Annotated in this window: 12 protein-coding genes and 2 pseudogenes; 10 read left to right on the forward strand and 4 right to left on the reverse strand. The window is 64.4% G+C overall.

The window, feature by feature from the left end; all coding sequences use genetic code 11:
* The first annotated feature begins 102 nt into the window (after positions 1–102).
* From PO883_RS30455 to PO883_RS30465, 3 genes are all read left to right on the forward strand, one after another.
* Positions 103–246 carry a hypothetical protein gene (locus PO883_RS30455; RefSeq protein ID WP_289313103.1) on the forward strand — a complete coding sequence of 48 codons (144 nt, stop codon included), beginning with the start codon at positions 103–105 and terminating at the stop codon, positions 244–246.
* Between the two features lie 66 nt (positions 247–312).
* A complete protein-coding gene (locus PO883_RS30460; RefSeq protein WP_289313104.1) occupies positions 313–2,106 on the forward strand; it encodes an ATP-binding protein in 1,794 nt (597 codons plus the stop codon).
* The gene (locus PO883_RS30465; protein WP_289313105.1) at positions 2,099–3,460 is read left to right on the forward strand and encodes a sigma-54 dependent transcriptional regulator; all 1,362 of its coding nucleotides are present in this window, start codon (positions 2,099–2,101) and stop codon (positions 3,458–3,460) included. Before PO883_RS30460 ends, PO883_RS30465 begins: the two co-directional genes overlap by 8 nt.
* A gap of 48 nt (positions 3,461–3,508) precedes the next feature.
* On the opposite strand, the gene PO883_RS30470 is transcribed toward PO883_RS30465, so the two are convergent.
* The 3 genes from PO883_RS30470 to PO883_RS30480 all read right to left on the reverse strand — a co-directional run bounded on the left by PO883_RS30470 (position 3,509) and on the right by PO883_RS30480 (position 7,334).
* A complete protein-coding gene (locus PO883_RS30470; protein ID WP_289313106.1) occupies positions 3,509–4,594 on the reverse strand; it encodes a type II asparaginase in 1,086 nt (361 codons plus the stop codon).
* A gap of 181 nt (positions 4,595–4,775) precedes the next feature.
* Positions 4,776–5,657 carry an amino acid ABC transporter substrate-binding protein gene (locus tag PO883_RS30475; protein WP_289313107.1) on the reverse strand — a complete coding sequence of 294 codons (882 nt, stop codon included), beginning with the start codon at positions 5,655–5,657 and terminating at the stop codon, positions 4,776–4,778.
* A gap of 267 nt (positions 5,658–5,924) precedes the next feature.
* Positions 5,925–7,334 carry a HipA domain-containing protein gene (locus PO883_RS30480; RefSeq protein ID WP_289313108.1) on the reverse strand — a complete coding sequence of 470 codons (1,410 nt, stop codon included), beginning with the start codon at positions 7,332–7,334 and terminating at the stop codon, positions 5,925–5,927.
* Between the two features lie 41 nt (positions 7,335–7,375).
* Between PO883_RS30480 and PO883_RS30485 the strand changes: the two genes are divergently transcribed.
* The 7 genes and pseudogenes from PO883_RS30485 to PO883_RS30515 all read left to right on the forward strand — a co-directional run.
* On the forward strand, positions 7,376–7,528 hold the full coding sequence (locus tag PO883_RS30485; RefSeq protein ID WP_289313109.1) for a hypothetical protein: 153 nt from the start codon (positions 7,376–7,378) through the stop codon (positions 7,526–7,528).
* 520 nt (positions 7,529–8,048) lie between these two features.
* The gene (locus tag PO883_RS30490) at positions 8,049–8,903 is read left to right on the forward strand and encodes a c-type cytochrome (RefSeq protein WP_289313110.1); all 855 of its coding nucleotides are present in this window, start codon (positions 8,049–8,051) and stop codon (positions 8,901–8,903) included.
* A 51-nt stretch (positions 8,904–8,954) separates the two neighbouring features.
* Positions 8,955–10,322 (forward strand): cbb3-type cytochrome c oxidase subunit I, encoded by a 1,368-nt coding sequence (locus PO883_RS30495; RefSeq protein WP_289313111.1) that lies wholly within the window; start codon positions 8,955–8,957, stop codon positions 10,320–10,322.
* On the forward strand, positions 10,319–11,116 hold the full coding sequence (locus PO883_RS30500; RefSeq protein WP_289313112.1) for a CbbQ/NirQ/NorQ/GpvN family protein: 798 nt from the start codon (positions 10,319–10,321) through the stop codon (positions 11,114–11,116). The genes PO883_RS30495 and PO883_RS30500 overlap by 4 nt, the downstream gene beginning before the upstream one ends.
* 2 nt (positions 11,117–11,118) lie before the next feature.
* Positions 11,119–13,125 (forward strand): nitric oxide reductase activation protein NorD, encoded by a 2,007-nt coding sequence (locus PO883_RS30505; protein ID WP_289313113.1) that lies wholly within the window; start codon positions 11,119–11,121, stop codon positions 13,123–13,125.
* Between the two features lie 108 nt (positions 13,126–13,233).
* Positions 13,234–13,575, forward strand: a pseudogene (locus tag PO883_RS30510) (transposase); the annotation flags it as partial.
* 126 nt (positions 13,576–13,701) lie between these two features.
* A pseudogene (locus PO883_RS30515) lies at positions 13,702–14,040 on the forward strand (IS3 family transposase); the annotation flags it as partial.
* 190 nt (positions 14,041–14,230) lie between these two features.
* Here PO883_RS30515 and PO883_RS30520 read toward each other — a convergent pair.
* Entirely contained in the window at positions 14,231–15,124 is an 894-nt protein-coding gene (locus tag PO883_RS30520; RefSeq protein WP_289313114.1) for a LysR family transcriptional regulator, read from the reverse strand.
* Positions 15,125–15,406 lie beyond the last annotated feature (282 nt).

The following is a 15,406-nucleotide window of genomic DNA, read 5'->3' on the forward strand; positions in this document are numbered from 1 at the left end:
GCCGATTATTCGGCATGTGTTTCCATCCCTGCCTCCTATCCATAGCAGTTTGCATGCCAGCAATGTAAATATTGCGAGAAGCGCCGCACCGCCTTGATTGGAATGGATATTTTCAATTATCAAGAAACGCCGATCGGCAGCGCGCGTGCGGTATTCCACACAAACCCGTTTTGCGGCGTGTGGGTTTGGAAACCTGATCTTTTGGATATTGCCGAAACTAATATCCGGCAGAATTTTCTGGAGTAAGATAGAGCGCAGCCGCCTCCTCTTGCCGGACCGCGCCAACCCTAACCACACGCGCCGAGGTGAGCATTGCAGGCGTTCCGACAATTTGCCGTTCCCCGCTCCGCCGGCACGTTCGCGGCATGGGCTGCGATCATCGGCCTGTGCGCCGCCGTCGTCTTCGTGTATGCGTGGAGCGAACGGCGCGGCTATGCGCAGCTGGGCGAGGTCCAGGCGCAGCAGCTCGACCTGTACGCGGCGGCCCTCGAAAGCGAACTGGGCCGGCATGAATACCTGCCCGGCATCGTCGCCCTCGATCATGACGTGCATGCCCTGCTGCGCAACCCGGGCGGCGCCGGCCTGCGCGAGCGCGCCAACAAGCGCCTGACCAGCCTGAACGCGCGCGCCGGCTCGCTCGCCATCTTCGTGCTCGACACGGCGGGCCTGGTGCGGGCGGCCAGCAACTGGTACCAGCCGGAGACCAGTGTCGGCATGGATGTGGCAGCCCTGCCGTATTTTTCCGGCGCCATGCAGGGCGGGACTGCGCGCTATTTTTCGCGCGCGGCGGCGCGCAACTCGCCCGAGTATTATTTCGCCCAGCAAGTGCTGCAAGGCGGCCAGGTGCTCGGCGTGGTGGTGGTCAAGATCAGCCTCGACCCGATCGAGTCGACCTGGGTCGCGTCGGCCGCGCAGTCGCACAACGATTTTTTCATGGTGCTCGACGCCGACGGCGTGATCGTGCTCTCGTCCGCGCCCCAGTGGCGCAACCGCAAGGCCGACCTGCAGGCCATCGACCAGGGCAAGCCGGTCGTCGCCTGGCGCGCGCTGAACCCGGGCGCGCCATCGACCCGCTACGCAAGCCAGAGCCGGCCGATGGCGCGCCAGGGCTGGCGCCTGCTCACGCTCACCAATGCCGCGCCGGTCAAGCTGCAGGCCGGGCAAAACGCCGTGGTCGCTGGCCTGCTGGCCGGCTTCCTCGGTTTGCTCGCGCTGTTCGTGGCGATGCGCCGGCGCGCGATCGCGAGCCGCCTGCATGCGCGCGAAGCGCTGCAGCGCGCGCACGACGAACTGGAACGGCGGGTGGCCGACCGCACCGCCGAATTGCATGCGATGAACGGCGCACTGCTGCACGAAATCGGCGAACGCGAACACGCCGAACAGGTGCTGCGCGCTTCCCAGGACGACCTGCTACACGCCAGCAAACTCGCTCTGCTCGGCCAGATGTCGGCCGGTATCACGCACGAAATCAGCCAGCCGCTCACCGCGCTGCGCTCGCTGTCCTTCAATGCCCAGCTGCTGCTCAAGCGCGGCGACCTGGCGCGCGTGGAAAAAAACCTGCGCTCGGTCAGCGACCTGACTGAACGCATGGGCCGCCTGACCGAGCAGCTCAAATCGTTCTCGCGCAAGACGCCCCTGGCCATGGCCCCGCTCACCCTGTCCACGGCGGTCGACAATACCTTGCAGCTGCTGGAGAACCGGATCCGCACCGAACACGCCTGCGTGCAGCTGGACCTGGCGCCCTCGGTGCGCGCCCTGTGCGACGCCAACCGGCTCGAACAAGTGCTGATCAACCTGTGCGCCAACGCGCTCGACGCCATGCAGGACGCGCCGCTCAAGAACCTGGCCATCCGCCTGTGGAGCGATGACGGACGCGCGCACATCCAGGTCAGCGACAGCGGCGCCGGCATTCCGGAAGCGGTGATGGCGCGCCTGTTCGAGCCGTTTTTCAGCACCAAGCTGCCGGGCCAGGGGCTGGGACTCGGCCTGGCCATTTCGTCCGACATCGTGCGCGAGTTCGGCGGCACCTTGCGCGCGTCGAATTGCCAAGGCGGTGCCGCCTTCGAACTGGACCTGCCACTAGTAGAGGAAACAAGTCATGTATGAAGGTTTCACCATCGTGTTCGTCGAAGACGACCTGGCCGTGCGCAGCAGCGTCACCGAAACGCTGGAGCTGGCCGGGTTCGAGGTGGCGCCGTTCGAGTCGGCCGAGGACGCGCTCGGGCAACTGCGCAGCAGCTTTGCCGGCATCGTCATCAGCGACGTGCGCCTGCCTGGCATCGACGGCTTCGAACTGCTGCGCCGGGTGTGCGCGGTCGACCCCAGCATCCCGGTCATCATGGTGACCGGCCATGGCGACGTCTCGATGGCGGTCGAGGCCATGCGCTGCGGCGCCTACGATTTCATCGAGAAGCCGTTCGCGATGGAGCGCCTGGTCGAGGTGGTGTCGCGCGCCATGGAAAAACGCGCGCTGCGCCTTGAAGTGGACTCGCTGCAGCGCCAGCTGCAGGACCGGCGCGGGATCGAGGCGACCTTGCTCGGCAACTCGCCGGCGATCCGCGAACTGCGGCGCCAGATCCTGAACCTGGCCGATACGCCGGCCGACGTGCTGGTGTTCGGCGAAACCGGCACCGGCAAGGAAGTGGTGGCGCGTTGCCTGCACGAGTACAGCAAACGCAGCAAGGCCAACTTCGTCGCGATCAATTGCGGCGGCCTGCCCGAAAGCCTGTTCGAGAGCGAGATCTTCGGGCATGAAGCGGGCGCGTTCACCAGCGCCAGCAAGCGCCGCGTGGGCAAGATCGAGCATGCCGACGGCGGCACCTTGCTGCTCGATGAAATTGAAAGCATGCCGATGGCGCTCCAGGTCAAGCTGCTGCGCGCGCTCCAGGAGCGCAAGATCGAGCGGCTCGGCTCGAACCAGGGCGTGCCGGTCGACTTCCGGATCGTGGCCGCCACCAAGAGCGACCTGAAGGAACTGAGCGCGCAGCAAAAGTTTCGCAGCGACCTGTATTACCGGCTCAACGTCGCCGTGCTCGAACTGCCGCCGCTGCGCGAACGGCGCGAAGACATTCCTATCCTGTTCGAACATTTTTCGCTGCAGGCGGCGCTGCGCTACGGGCGCGATGCCCCGGCCCTGGCCGCGCACGACATGCTCAGGCTGATGGCTGGCGACTGGCCCGGCAACGTGCGCGAACTGCGCAACGCGGCCGACCGTTTCGTGCTGGGACTGGCGGGGATGCACCTGGACGGCGCCGCTGCGGCTGCGGCCCCGACGACGCTGGCGCAGCAGATGGACATGGTCGAAAAGACGCTGGTGGAGCAGGCGCTCAAACAGCACGGTGGACGTCCGCAAGCGATCTGCGAGGCGCTCGGGATCGGCAAGAAGACCTTGTACGACAAGCTGCACCGGCACGGCATCGTGATCGACGACTTCCGGCCGGCGCCGGGCGGCGCGCTCTAGCCGCCCGGGCAGGGGGCCTGCCTTGCGGGGCAGGCTTCCAGGTGGAACTTAGTAGGTATAGAACATCCGCTGGATCTCCTTGGTGCTGGTGGTCTTGGTCAGCGCCAGCATCAGCAGGATGCGCGCCTTTTGCGGATTCAGGGTGTCGGCCGCCACGAAGTCCAGCTCGTCGTCATTGGCTTCGCCGTTGCGCGCCAAAATGCCCTGGCCCACGCGGCTGGAGCGCACGATGACCGCACCCTTGGCGCGCGCCGCCTTCAACGACGGCACCACTTTGCCAGCCAGGCTGCCATCGCCCACGCCGGCGTGGATGATGCCCTTCGCGCCGGCCGCCATGAAGGCGTCCAGCGCCACCGGATTCATGTTCGCGTAGCCGTACACGATGTCGACCTGCGGCAACGATTGCAGCGCGCCGATATCGAACTCGGTCTCGGTGGTGTGCTTGCGCAGCGATTGGCGATAGAAGAAGGGTTTGCTGCCCTGGATATAGCCGAGCAAGCCCAATTCAGGGGTGCGGAAGCTGTCCAGGGTCGAGGTATTGACCTTGGTGATATCGCGCGCGGCCTGGATCTGGTCGTTCATCGCCACCAGCACGCCCTTGCCGACCGCCTCCGGGCTGGCCGCCAGCATCACCGAATTGTACAAATTGATCGGGCCGTCGGCCGAGATCGCGGTCGATGGCCGCATCGCGCCCACCAGCACCACCGGCTTGCGGCTCTTGACCACCAGGTTCAGGAAGTACGCGGTTTCTTCCAGCGTGTCGGTGCCGTGGGTGATGACGATGCCGTCCACGTTCGATTGGGCCAGCAGCACGTTGACGCGCTTGGCCAGGGTGAGCCAGTGCTCGTTGCTCATGTTCTCGCTGGCGATCTGGAACACCTGTTCGCCGCTGACGTTGGCCACCTTGGCCAGTTCCGGCACCGCCGCGATCAGGCGCTGCACGCCGACCGTGGCGGCGGTGTAGCCGACCGTGGTGGTGCTGCTGGCGCCGGAGCCGGCGATGGTGCCGCCGGTGGCCAGGATGGTCACGTTGGCCAGCTTGGGCGCGGCAGTTTCCGCCTGCGTGGCCGAGGCCATGCAGAACCAGAGGGCAAACAGCGCGATCATCGATTGCGCGGGATTTTTGTGAAGCATGCGATCTCCTAAAGGGACGGTGGTTTTTGTAGGCGACGCCATTGTTCATGACGCGCTTTACTGCTGCGGGACGGCGAAAAGTCTGTTCGGCGATTAACCCTATGATAACGGGCGAAGGAAGCCTGCCTTGCAAGGCAGGCTCGTTGCGCAGGGGCGCGGTAGACCGCGCCAATTGCCTGCTTCACCGGTAGGCGGCCGGGTCGCCCGAATCGGTGGGGGCGGCAATCGCTTTTTTCAGCGCCGGGCTCATCGGCAGCTGGAGTGGCGCGAACCACTTGCGGTAGATCTGCTGCACTTCGCCGGACTTGAACAGCGCGACGATGGCTTCGTCCACCAGTTTCTTGAATTCGGGGTCGTTCTTGCGCACCACGATCCCGTACGGCTGCACCGGCAAATCGGTGGCGGCGATGGCGTAGATGCCCGGGTCCTTGGCGGCGGCGACCAGCCCGTGCAGCAGCACATCGTCCATCACGAAGGCGAGCGCGCGGTCGGCCTCGACCAGCGAAAACGCTTCGGCGTGATCCCTGCCCGCAATGATGTGCAGGTCGAGCCCCTGTGCCTGGGCGGTGTCGCCCAGCGCGTTGATGGCCGTGGTGCCGGCCGTCGAGACGACGGTCGAGCCCTTGAGCGCTTGCAGCGAATCGATGCGGGCCGTCTTTTTCGCCACCAGGCTGGTGGCCGCGACGAAGGTCGTCACCGAAAACGCCACCTCCTTTTGCCGCTCGAGCGTGTTGGTGGTCGAGCCGCATTCGAGGTCGACGATGCCGTTGAGCATGAACGCGCTGCGGTTGGCGGAGGTGACCGGGCGCAGCATCACTTCCAGGCCGGGCGCCTTGAGCCGGGTGCGGATGGCGTCGACGATGCGATAGCACAGTTCGATCGAATAGCCGGTCGGCCGCTGCTGCTTGTCGAGATAGGAAAACGGGATCGATTTGTCGCGAAAGCCGATGCTGATGACGCCCGTTTCCGCGATTTTCCGCAAGGTCGGCGACTCCTGCGCCGCGCCATGGGGGGCGAGCGAGAGCAGTGCGGCAAAAGCGAAGAGCAGGTGTCTGTTATTCACGTCGTTTTTTCCTTACGGCCCGGGAATCCCAGCCGTCGCATGTTGCAATATTCCCATGAACAGGTGGCAACGACAATGCTTATGCAAAATTCACATGGGAGGGGAAGCTTGCTCTGGGCAATAAGAACAAGGGGAGCTCCGGGTTCATTGCCGGGCTGCCTGAACGCGCCAGGTCCGGATGGCTGCATGCGCTCATGTCGCGGCCGGCCGGTGCTGAAAAATCGTTTTGCCATTGGCGCAACGGTAAGAACGCTTGGGTCAACGATGCTAACGTAGTGCACCTTTGACATCTTCAAACAAGGACGGGTTGACCTTGGGGACGTCGCGCGCAATGGCCAGAAGCTGGTTGGCCTGGGCGCAAATATACTCGGCAATCCGAGCGACAAGTGCACGCTCGTCGCCGATGTAGACGTCCATGGCTGCTTGCTCCGGCGCGAGGCGCAGCACAGCACGTGCAATGAGTGTGACTTCACGTGCCATCTGGGCTGGTGGCGTTCCGGTGCGATGTGCGAAGTCGGCAAGCGCATACGGAGTTATTTCCTCAGGTATGAACACATCCCCGTACGCCAGGGCCATGTCCCGCTCGACGTGGTCGCCATAGGCGTTCACCGATACGAGGTCATACATTGGCGCGGGCACCAAGCCGGCCGGTCGAACGAAGAAGGAGATGTTTTTGCCGTGAGCGTCGCTGTTGCCGAGCATGAGTTGCAGGATTGCCCATCGCAGCAGGTAAGTGCGCGCTGCTGCTGGCACAATCGTCTGTTCGAGCAGGCCGAACAGCCGTTCGAAACTCACGCCGTCTCGTATGTGGCGCACGTCCTTGCCGGCGCCCAAGTTCCGCTCATATTTGAAGGTCGAGGGGAGGTCCAGGGCTTGGCAAGCGTCGATGATGTGCATCCGCGTTACCGTCGTCGCGGTATCAGGAGCTTGCGGGTTCCACGCTACTGCACGGTCGAACCGTTCAATGAGCAGGATAGGCTCCGGCAGGCGCCTCATGCTGACCGGTGCGACCGGCAGGTTCAGTCGCGCTGCCAGATTGACGCGTGCTGCAAGGCTCATGCAATAGTGTTCGTTGGCTACCATGCATGGCATGTACGGATTGCGACTTTCTGGCTTGAGCAGATGGGTCGAACTAAGCGCGCCATCGGCGAGCGATAAGCGCTCGCCCTCAACGAGGACCTGTAGTTTATCTTGGTAGCCCGCCAACGACAACCGCACTTTGCCGTCCCATACCGGGAAGGGAATCGCGTCGCGTTCGCGGATGCGCTGGCTCAGCTCGTCGTCTGAAATGGGGCGGCGAACAAGCTCGCTTAACTGCTTTTGTGCTATGTCTGCGGCCTCCTGGGGTGAAGCGTCCAATGCCAGGAAGCTGAAGGCCCCGACCGGTTCCTTCCCAAGTAGCTGGACCAATGCGAAAACATTACTCTTCGAGACCTGGCTCATTCGGGCTGCAATGTCCAGCGCGCGGCCTTCCGGCAGCAGATTTTCCAGGAAGCGCTTCACAGAGCCCGGGCTGTGCGGAGCGGTGTTGAATGGAATGGCAGGCGCCAGGTAGTAGCCTGTTGTCGACCGGGCCCAGGCATCGTCATACTGGAACCCATAATTGTCATCCCGGGAGTTAAAAATGATCTCCCCAACTGGCGCACCCAGTGTAGCAACATGCAGGCGATGGGTCACAATGGCCCTCCGGAATATGGGTCGCTGGCCGGAAGCATTGAATGGGCATGCTCTTTTGTCGTGACCAGCATGGTCAGCCCGAGACCAGCGAGTACAAGCAAGAGCCGGTCAGCACCAATGGGCCCGCCATTCTCGAGGCGGGAAAAGACGTTCGCAGCCACGCCACACGCATGGGCGGCGTCGTCAATTCGTAGTCTGAGCTCCAGGCGGCGGTTGCGGACAAGGTCGCCGAGGTCTGCCAGGCTACTCATACGTGGTCCAACTGGCGTGCCGGGAACGGAGAGAGTGCGAGCCATTGTTTCCCTTTTTGGAAATGATGATGCAGAAGTATCTTTATACTTGAATGTTTCCCTTAAAAGAAATAATACACCCAAATTGCGTGTTGCGCACAAAATTTCTCAATGGAGAAACAATTGGGCCTGATGGGATATCTTCATGCGTTGGCCATACCTTGTCCCAGGGTTCGAGGCAGAGCGCGCCCGCGCCTTGCTCGCCTCCCTGAACAAATTTGACGTACGTGTTTTCTGTGCAACAAAATTCATGGTAATCGTGCTAGTCTTGCTACAGTTTCCAGCAAGGAGGCACTATGCAAGGATGGATCACTCCCCTTAAATTGTTTGCGTACCTGGTCATCCTGCTCGTGCTTGCAGCCATCGGCTATGCGGCCATCATCTCGGTGCGTTACTGGCCCGCCATCTCGGTCTAGGAGGCGCCATGAACAAACGCCAAGCCCGCCTGTTTGCCATTGGCTCCTCCGTGCTCGCCGCAGTCGCCTTTCTCGCCCTGACGCTCGACAGCCACCGCCAGTTCGGCCGCCTTACCAACGCCGACAAGATCACGGCCCAGGTCACCCGGGGCAAGGATGTGTGGCACGAAAATAACTGCATCAACTGCCACACGATCTTTGGTGAAGGGGCTTACTACGCACCCGACCTGACCAAGATCACCAAGCTGCGCGGCAACGCCTACCTCACCGCGTACATGAAGGACCCGTCCAAGTTCTACGACGAAACGCGGCACCGGCGCCTCATGCCCAAGCAGGATATCAGCGACCCCGACATTGCGGCCTTGATCGCCTTCCTCGATTGGGTCTCGAATGTCGACAACCAGGGCTGGCCGCCGCGCCCCATCCTGGTCACCGGCGCCACCTTCCCCGGCACCGACGTCGCCGCGGCGGCCTCGCCCGGCGCACCCGCCGCCGCGCCAGCGGCGGCGCGGCCCACCACCAGCGACGACAATCCGGCCGCGCTGGGCGAACGCCTGTTCCGCACCACCGTGCCGGCATGCACCGCCTGCCATTCCACCGCTCCCGGCGTCAATCTGGCCGGGCCGTCGCTGGCCGGCCTGGTGGGCCGCACCACGGCCCTGCTCGCCGGCGGCGGCTACAAGGGCAAGGCCACCGATGTGGACGGGTATATCCGGGAGGCGGTGACGGCGCCCAGCGCGCACACGGTACCCGGTGACATGTACTCGGCCAATGGCCAGTCCTTCATGCCCGACACCTACGGCAAGACCCTGACGCCGGAGCAGATTGCCCAACTGGTCGCCTACCTGTCCTCGCTGAAATAAGCGTCATTGCCCAGCAACGCTGGAGCCGAATCGTTTTGCGGAGCTATTGCCATGAGATATAAGTCGCAGTCTGTCGCCTATTGGTACTTCGCCGTCGCGCTGTCCCTGTTCGGACTGCAGCTGGTCTTCGGCCTGCTCTCCGCCACCAAGTACCTGGGACCCGATCCCTTGCTGTACATCCTCCCTTTCGATGTTACCAAGGTCATCCATACCAACCTGCTGATCGTCTGGGTCCTGTGCGGCTTCATGGGCGCCACCTACTGGATGGTGCCGGACGAATCGCGCACCGAGCTGCACAGCACCAAACTGGCCTACATCCAGCTGGTGCTGTGGGTGCTGATGGGCGTGACCGCCATCATCGGCTACCTGTTCCGCTGGGGCACCGGCAACAAGCTGCTGGAGCAGCCTTTGCCGCACAAGATCGTGATCGTGATCGTCATGCTGATGTTCCTCTACAACGTCGGCATGACGATCAAGAAATCGGGCCGCCTGACCACCACCGAGGGCGTGCTGCTGGGCGGGCTCGGCCTGGCCGCCGTGCTCTACCTGCCGGCCTTGCTGCACTACGAAAACTACACCGTCTCGATCTACTACCGCTGGTGGACCATCCACCTGTGGGTGGAGGGCGTATGGGAAATGATTCAGGGCGGCTTCCTGGCCTATCTCTTGATCCGCCTGTCCGGCGCCGACCGCGAGGTCATGGAGAAATGGCTGTACGTGATCGTGGGACTGGTCTTCATTGCCGGCATCCTGGGCACGGCGCACCACTACTACTGGATCGGCGTGCCGGCCTACTGGCTGCCCATCGGCGGCATCTTCAGCGCCCTGGAACCGGTGGCCCTGGTCGGCATGGCCATGTACGCCTACTCGACCATCAAGCGCTCCGGCGTGGCCCATCCCAACAAGCTGGCCTTGCACTGGACCGTGGGCAGCGCCGTGTTCACCCTGTTCGGGGCCGGCCTGCTGGGCCTGGCGCACACCTTCCCCTCCGTGAACAAATGGACCCACGGCACCCTGATCACGGCCATGCACGGCCACGCCGCCTTCTATGGCGCGTATGTCATGATCGTGCTGGCCATGATCAGCTATGCCATGCCGGGGCTGTCGCGGCGTCCGGAACAAGGCACTACGATGGGCTACTGGTCGTTCTGGCTGCAGCTCGGCGGCATGTTCGGCATGACGCTCTCGTTTGCGACGGCCGGCATCGCCCAGGTTTATCTGGAACGCATCATGGGCCTGGGCTTCCTGGATGCCCAGCTCAAAATCCAGATTCACTTCGTCATGCTGCTGGCCACCGGATCGATGTTCGCGATCGGGGTGGTGCTGTTCATCATCGACTTCTTCCGCTTCGCACCGCGCCTGGGGCCGCTTGAGGAAGACGACCCGGCGGCAACGCTGCCAAGGGCACAGCCGGCGTGAGCAAGGACGATCCCGCGCCGGCGGCGCCCTATTACCTGGAAAACGCGGGCGAGGTGGCCTTGTTCGAGCAGTGCCACCGGCGCCAGCTGGCGGTGATGCTCAAGGGCCCGACCGGCTGCGGCAAGACGCGCTTCGTCGAATACATGGCCTGGCGCCTGCAGCGCCCGCTGATCACCATTTCCTGTCACGACGACCTCAGCACATCCGACCTGGTGGGCCGCTTCCTGATCGGCGCCAGCGGCACCGCATGGCACGACGGCCCGCTGACCCGCGCCGTGCGCGACGGCGCCATCTGCTACCTGGACGAAGTGGTCGAGGCGCGCCAGGACACGGTGGTGGTGCTGCATCCCCTGAGCGACCACCGGCGCATGCTGCCGATCGACAAGACCGGCGAAAGCGTGATGGCGGCGCCCGGCTTCCAGCTGGTGGTGTCCTACAACCCCGGCTACCAGCGCATGCTCAAGGACATGAAGCCGTCCACGCGGCAGCGCTTCGTCGCCTTCGATTTCGACTTCCCGCCGCCCGCGCGCGAGGCGGCCATCGTGGCGCACGAGGGACAGGTTGAAGCTAGCCTTGCCATCGCTCTCGTCACGCTCGGCACCCGCCTGCGCCAGCTGCGCGACCGCGGCCTGGCCGAAGTGCCCAGCACGCGCCTGCTGATCGCCGCCGCGCGCCTGATCGGCGGCGGCATCCCGGTGGCCGAGGCCTGCTACGCGGCCATCGTCGCCCCCCTGTCCGACGAGCCGGCCCTGGTGGGCGCCATGCGCGACCTGGTCGGCGCCAGTTTCATCTAGCCATGGCGGAGGCGGAAGACCTCATCACCGACGCCGCCCGGCACGCCACCATCTTCGTGCAAGCTTACTGGCGGCGCCACCGCCCGCGTCCCGGCCCGGCGCAGCTGGCATTGTGCGACGTGGCGGCGCGCCTCGATCTGCTGGCCCACGCCGTCTTCGGCCGCAGCTTCCGCCTGCGTCCCTCCCAGCCGCCGGCCCCGCGCACCTTCCTCGACAAGCTGCTGCGCCGCCACCAAGCGCCGCCGCCGGCCAGCGCGCTGCCGGGCACCGACGGCCACAGCATCTGGCTGCCGCGCGCCATCGCCAGCGGCATCGACGGCGTGGAACAGCGCGCGCTGGCGCGCTATCGCCTGCTGCTGCTGCAACAAGCCATGCGCGCCACGCGCGGCAGCGCACTGCACTACCCGCAGCGCGAGAGCGCCTGGGTGCAAGCCTGCTACCACCTGCTCGAAGCGCGCGCCGCCGACGCCGCGCTGGAGCGGCTGCTGCCCGGCATCGCGGGCGCGCTACAGGATTGGCGCCTGACGGCGCTGGCCGCGCGGCCCCTGCTGCGCACGCTCGCGCCATCCCTGCATGCGCTGGAGCAGGCGCTGCAAGCCGTCCTGGCGGGCACCCGCGCCGATGAGGCAGGCACGCCGCTCCAGGTGCTGGAACAGGCGCGCCGCATGGCGCCCGGCCTGGCCGCGCCGGGCGGGCAGGTGCAGGGCCGGGTCCTGGCAGGCGACGGCTGGCTGGGCGAATTCATGCCGGCACCCGCCAGCGTTGCGGCAGCTTCCCGCGCCGGCGAGCGTGACGATGATTCCGGAGCGCGGCGCAGCGCCCGGCTGGCGCGCCGTCCGCGCGCGCGCCGGCAGGACGAGGATGACGAGCCGCCGCCCGGGCCGATGATGGTGCAGACGGCCCAGCCGCACGAGCAGGCCGAAGACGCCCTGGGCGTGCAGCGGCCCACCGACCGCGATACCAGTACCGCCGCCGAGGAATTTGCCGACGCGCTGTCCGAACTGCCCGAAGCGCGCCTGGTGTCCACGCCTGGCGCGGCGCGCGAAGTGTTGCTCTCGGACGACCCGCCCGACGCCCAGGCCAGGCGCCAGGGCATGGCGCCGCAGGGCGCCGACGGCGAAGCGTGCCCTTATCCGGAGTGGGACTGGAAAACCCGCTGCTACCGCGACCCCGGCGCCATCGTCACGGTGCGTACCGCGCTGCCCGGCGCGCAGGCCACGCTGGACGCCATCTTGCGGCGCCAGGCACCGCTGCTGCGCGCAGTGCGGCGCCAGTTCGAACTGCTGCGCGCCCAGCGCACCCGGCTGCGCCAGCAGCTCGACGGCGATGCCATCGACCTGCAAGGCTGGATCGACAACCAGGCGCAGCTGCTTGCCGGCGGCAAGCTCGACCAGCGCCTGTACGAAGCCGAACGGCGCGGCCGGCGCGACCTGGCCGTGATGCTGCTGGTCGATATCAGCGGCTCGACCGACAGCTGGGTGTCCGGCCAGTGCCGCGTGATCGATGTCGAACGCGAAGCCCTGCTCATGGTCTGCGCGGCCTTGCAGGGCCTGGGCGAGCCGTTCAGCGTGCTCGGCTTTTCCGGCGAGGGGCCGGGCGGGGTGGTGGTGCGCGCCATCAAGCACTTCGCCGAACCGTATGGCAATGACGTTGCGCTGCGTATCGCCGGGCTGGAGCCGGAAAACTATACCCGCGCCGGCGCCGCCCTGCGCCACGCCAGCGCTGTGCTGATGCGGCAGGCGGCCCGCCACAAGCTGCTGATCGTGATTTCCGATGGCAAGCCGAACGATGTCGACCAGTACGACGGGCGCTATGGCGTGGAAGACTTGCGCCAGGCCGTCACCGAGGCGCGCCTGCAGGGCATCTCGCCATTCTGCCTGACGATCGACCGCCAGGCCGCGAGCTACCTGCCGGCCGTGTTCGGCGAGCATGCCTACGCGCTGCTGCAGCGCGCCGAACTGCTGCCCACGGTGCTGCTGGGCTGGTTGCGCAAGCTGGTCGCGGCGTGACGCGGCGAGCATCCGTGGGCTGACATTGAAGCCGCATGCCCTTATCCTGCGCCGCACTTTTACCACTCGGATAATTGCTCGCAGCGACATCGAGAGCTTCGACAAGGCATGCAAGCGCACCTGCGCCGCAGTCTTGCAGGTGCAGTCGCGTCGAAGAAAGCGGTCCGGCTGCGTGAACGCGTCGTGGGTGAACACGATGAAATCCGCTTTCCGTACTACCCCAGCCGGGCGGCAAAGCACCTCGAGACCGCGCGTGGTCTGCAGCGCCCGACTGGGGCGGTATTGCAGAGCGATAGCGACAGCGCCTGTGAGCATTACGCGAAGAAGACCGGGATCACGCACGTACAGCGCTGGGCACATGCGGTCCGTAAAATCCTTGATGCCAGGGATATCGAGCCGGCGCAAGCCGAGCCGGCACTGGACGTGATCGTTGCCTTGTACAAGGTCGGGCACCAGATTCGCACCGGTGCGCTCGCGTATATCCGGGAGCGCCGGGTCGGCCTGTCGGTCTATTTGAATGAACCAGAGGTATCGATCGACACCAACCATCTCGAGCGCGCTCCCCGGCTTATCCCTGGCTTGATCCATCATTCCGATCGCGGCACTCGGTATTGCGCCGACGATGACCGCAAGCTGGTCGAGCAGTTCGGCATGCAGGCGTCCATGTCGCGCAAGGGAAACTGCTATGACAACGCAGCGCTGGAGAACTTCTGGGGCAGCTTGAAGAATGAAATGATTCATCATCAGAGGTATGCCACGCGGGCCGACGCGGAGTCAGCGATCAAAGAGTACATCGGAATCTTCTATAACCGCCAGCGACGCCACTCGCGTCCTGGTTACGTATCGCCAGCCGCATTCGCCGAAAATTTCAGGAAAGAGGCGCTGGCTGCTTGCAACGGACGTGTCCACGATTGACAGTACACCTCCGTCTTCGAGGACCGTGTTCACGCTGCCCATGCGCCGGTCGGGGGCGGCTCACCACTGCCCACTTTCTGATCGAGCGCAACACCGTCCTGGCCGCGACTGCGGCGGCGTCGAGCCAGGCACGTAGCGCCGTGGCCGGGCAACATGGTCCGTCGCTGTTCGCGCAGTGCTCCTTGGGCGGTCACTCCAGCGACAGTCGCGCTGCCAAAAACTCCACCAAAACCCGCACACTGGCAGTCTGCATCCGCGTGGCCATGACGCCGCTTACCGGGACGGGTTTGAAAGACCAATCGGGTAGCACGCGGACAAGGCGCTCGGCGCTGACGGCCTCGCGCGCCAGTTTGTGTGACAAAGCTGCAATACCCAAACCCCGTTCTGCCAGCAGGCGGATCAAACCAGGGTTGTTAATGCCAAAGTGACCGCGCACCTGGACATCCATTCCGCGCTCATCGCGCTGCAAGTGCCAGTTGCTAGCTTGCTGCGCACTGCCGGTTGTGATGCAGGTGTGTTCAACCAGTTCAGCGGGCTGCTGCGGCTGCCCGTGCAGAGCCAGGTAACTTGGGGCAGCAAAAAGAAAGTGTTCGAGGCTCCCCAGGCGTCGCACCACCAATTGATCGCCCACGACCTCACCCAGACGAATCGCTAAATCCACATGCTCAGTCACGAGATTGCTATGACGGGGCGATAGGTCCAAATCCAAACTGATGCCGGGGTATTGGCGGGCAAAGTCGGGCAATAAAGGGCCGATGTAGGTCAGCCCCAAATCGACCGGCATCGACACGCGCACATGGCCGATAGGGCGATTGACGGTGTCGTACAGTGCCTCTTGCGCCGCCCGTGCCTCGTCCACCAGGTGGGCGCAGCGCTCGAAGTAGCGTTGCCCAGCTTCGCTGAGGGCTACCTTGCGCGTGGTGCGGTCTAGCAAGCGCACGCCGAAATGGCGTTCCATTGCAGCAATGCGCCGCGACAACGTCGCACCCGGCACACCGAGTTTGGTGCTAGCCCGACTAAAGCTCATGGTACGAGCCACTTCAACGAACAAGGCCATGTCGTGCAAGGCAGAAAGATTTTCCATTCGCTAATTATCCCATAAATGGAAAAATATTATTCATTCACTGCTATTTATCTTTTTTTGGAAAAGTCTATTATTTGACCATTACCAGCCTCCAATCCAGAAAGACAATGATATGAAAGCCATTCGAATTCACGCCTACGGCGATGCCAGTCAAATGCAACTCGAAGACGCACCTGTCCCGGTCTGCGGCGCTGGCGATGTACTAGTGCGCGTGGTCGCCGCCGGTGTCAACCCGATTGACTGGAAGCTGCGCAGCGGCGCCATGGCGCACGGCATACCTAA

This window comes from Massilia sp. DJPM01, from assembly GCF_030348125.1.
GTDB lineage: Bacteria > Pseudomonadota > Gammaproteobacteria > Burkholderiales > Burkholderiaceae_D > Telluria_A > Telluria_A frigida.

Bases quoted from the DNA above. Each gene is read 5' to 3' on its own strand.
- PO883_RS30455 (WP_289313103.1), top strand. From the start codon at position 103: ATGGATATTTTCAATTATCAAGAAACGCCGATCGGCAGCGCGCGTGCG.
- PO883_RS30495 (WP_289313111.1), top strand. From the start codon at position 8,955: ATGAGATATAAGTCGCAGTCTGTCGCCTATTGGTACTTCGCCGTCGCG.
- PO883_RS30485 (WP_289313109.1), top strand. From the start codon at position 7,376: ATGGGCATGCTCTTTTGTCGTGACCAGCATGGTCAGCCCGAGACCAGC.
- PO883_RS30465 (WP_289313105.1), top strand. From the start codon at position 2,099: ATGTATGAAGGTTTCACCATCGTGTTCGTCGAAGACGACCTGGCCGTG.
- PO883_RS30505 (WP_289313113.1), top strand. From the start codon at position 11,119: ATGGCGGAGGCGGAAGACCTCATCACCGACGCCGCCCGGCACGCCACC.
- PO883_RS30490 (WP_289313110.1), top strand. From the start codon at position 8,049: ATGAACAAACGCCAAGCCCGCCTGTTTGCCATTGGCTCCTCCGTGCTC.
- PO883_RS30470 (WP_289313106.1), bottom strand. From the start codon at position 4,594: ATGCTTCACAAAAATCCCGCGCAATCGATGATCGCGCTGTTTGCCCTC.
- PO883_RS30520 (WP_289313114.1), bottom strand. From the start codon at position 15,124: ATGGAAAATCTTTCTGCCTTGCACGACATGGCCTTGTTCGTTGAAGTG.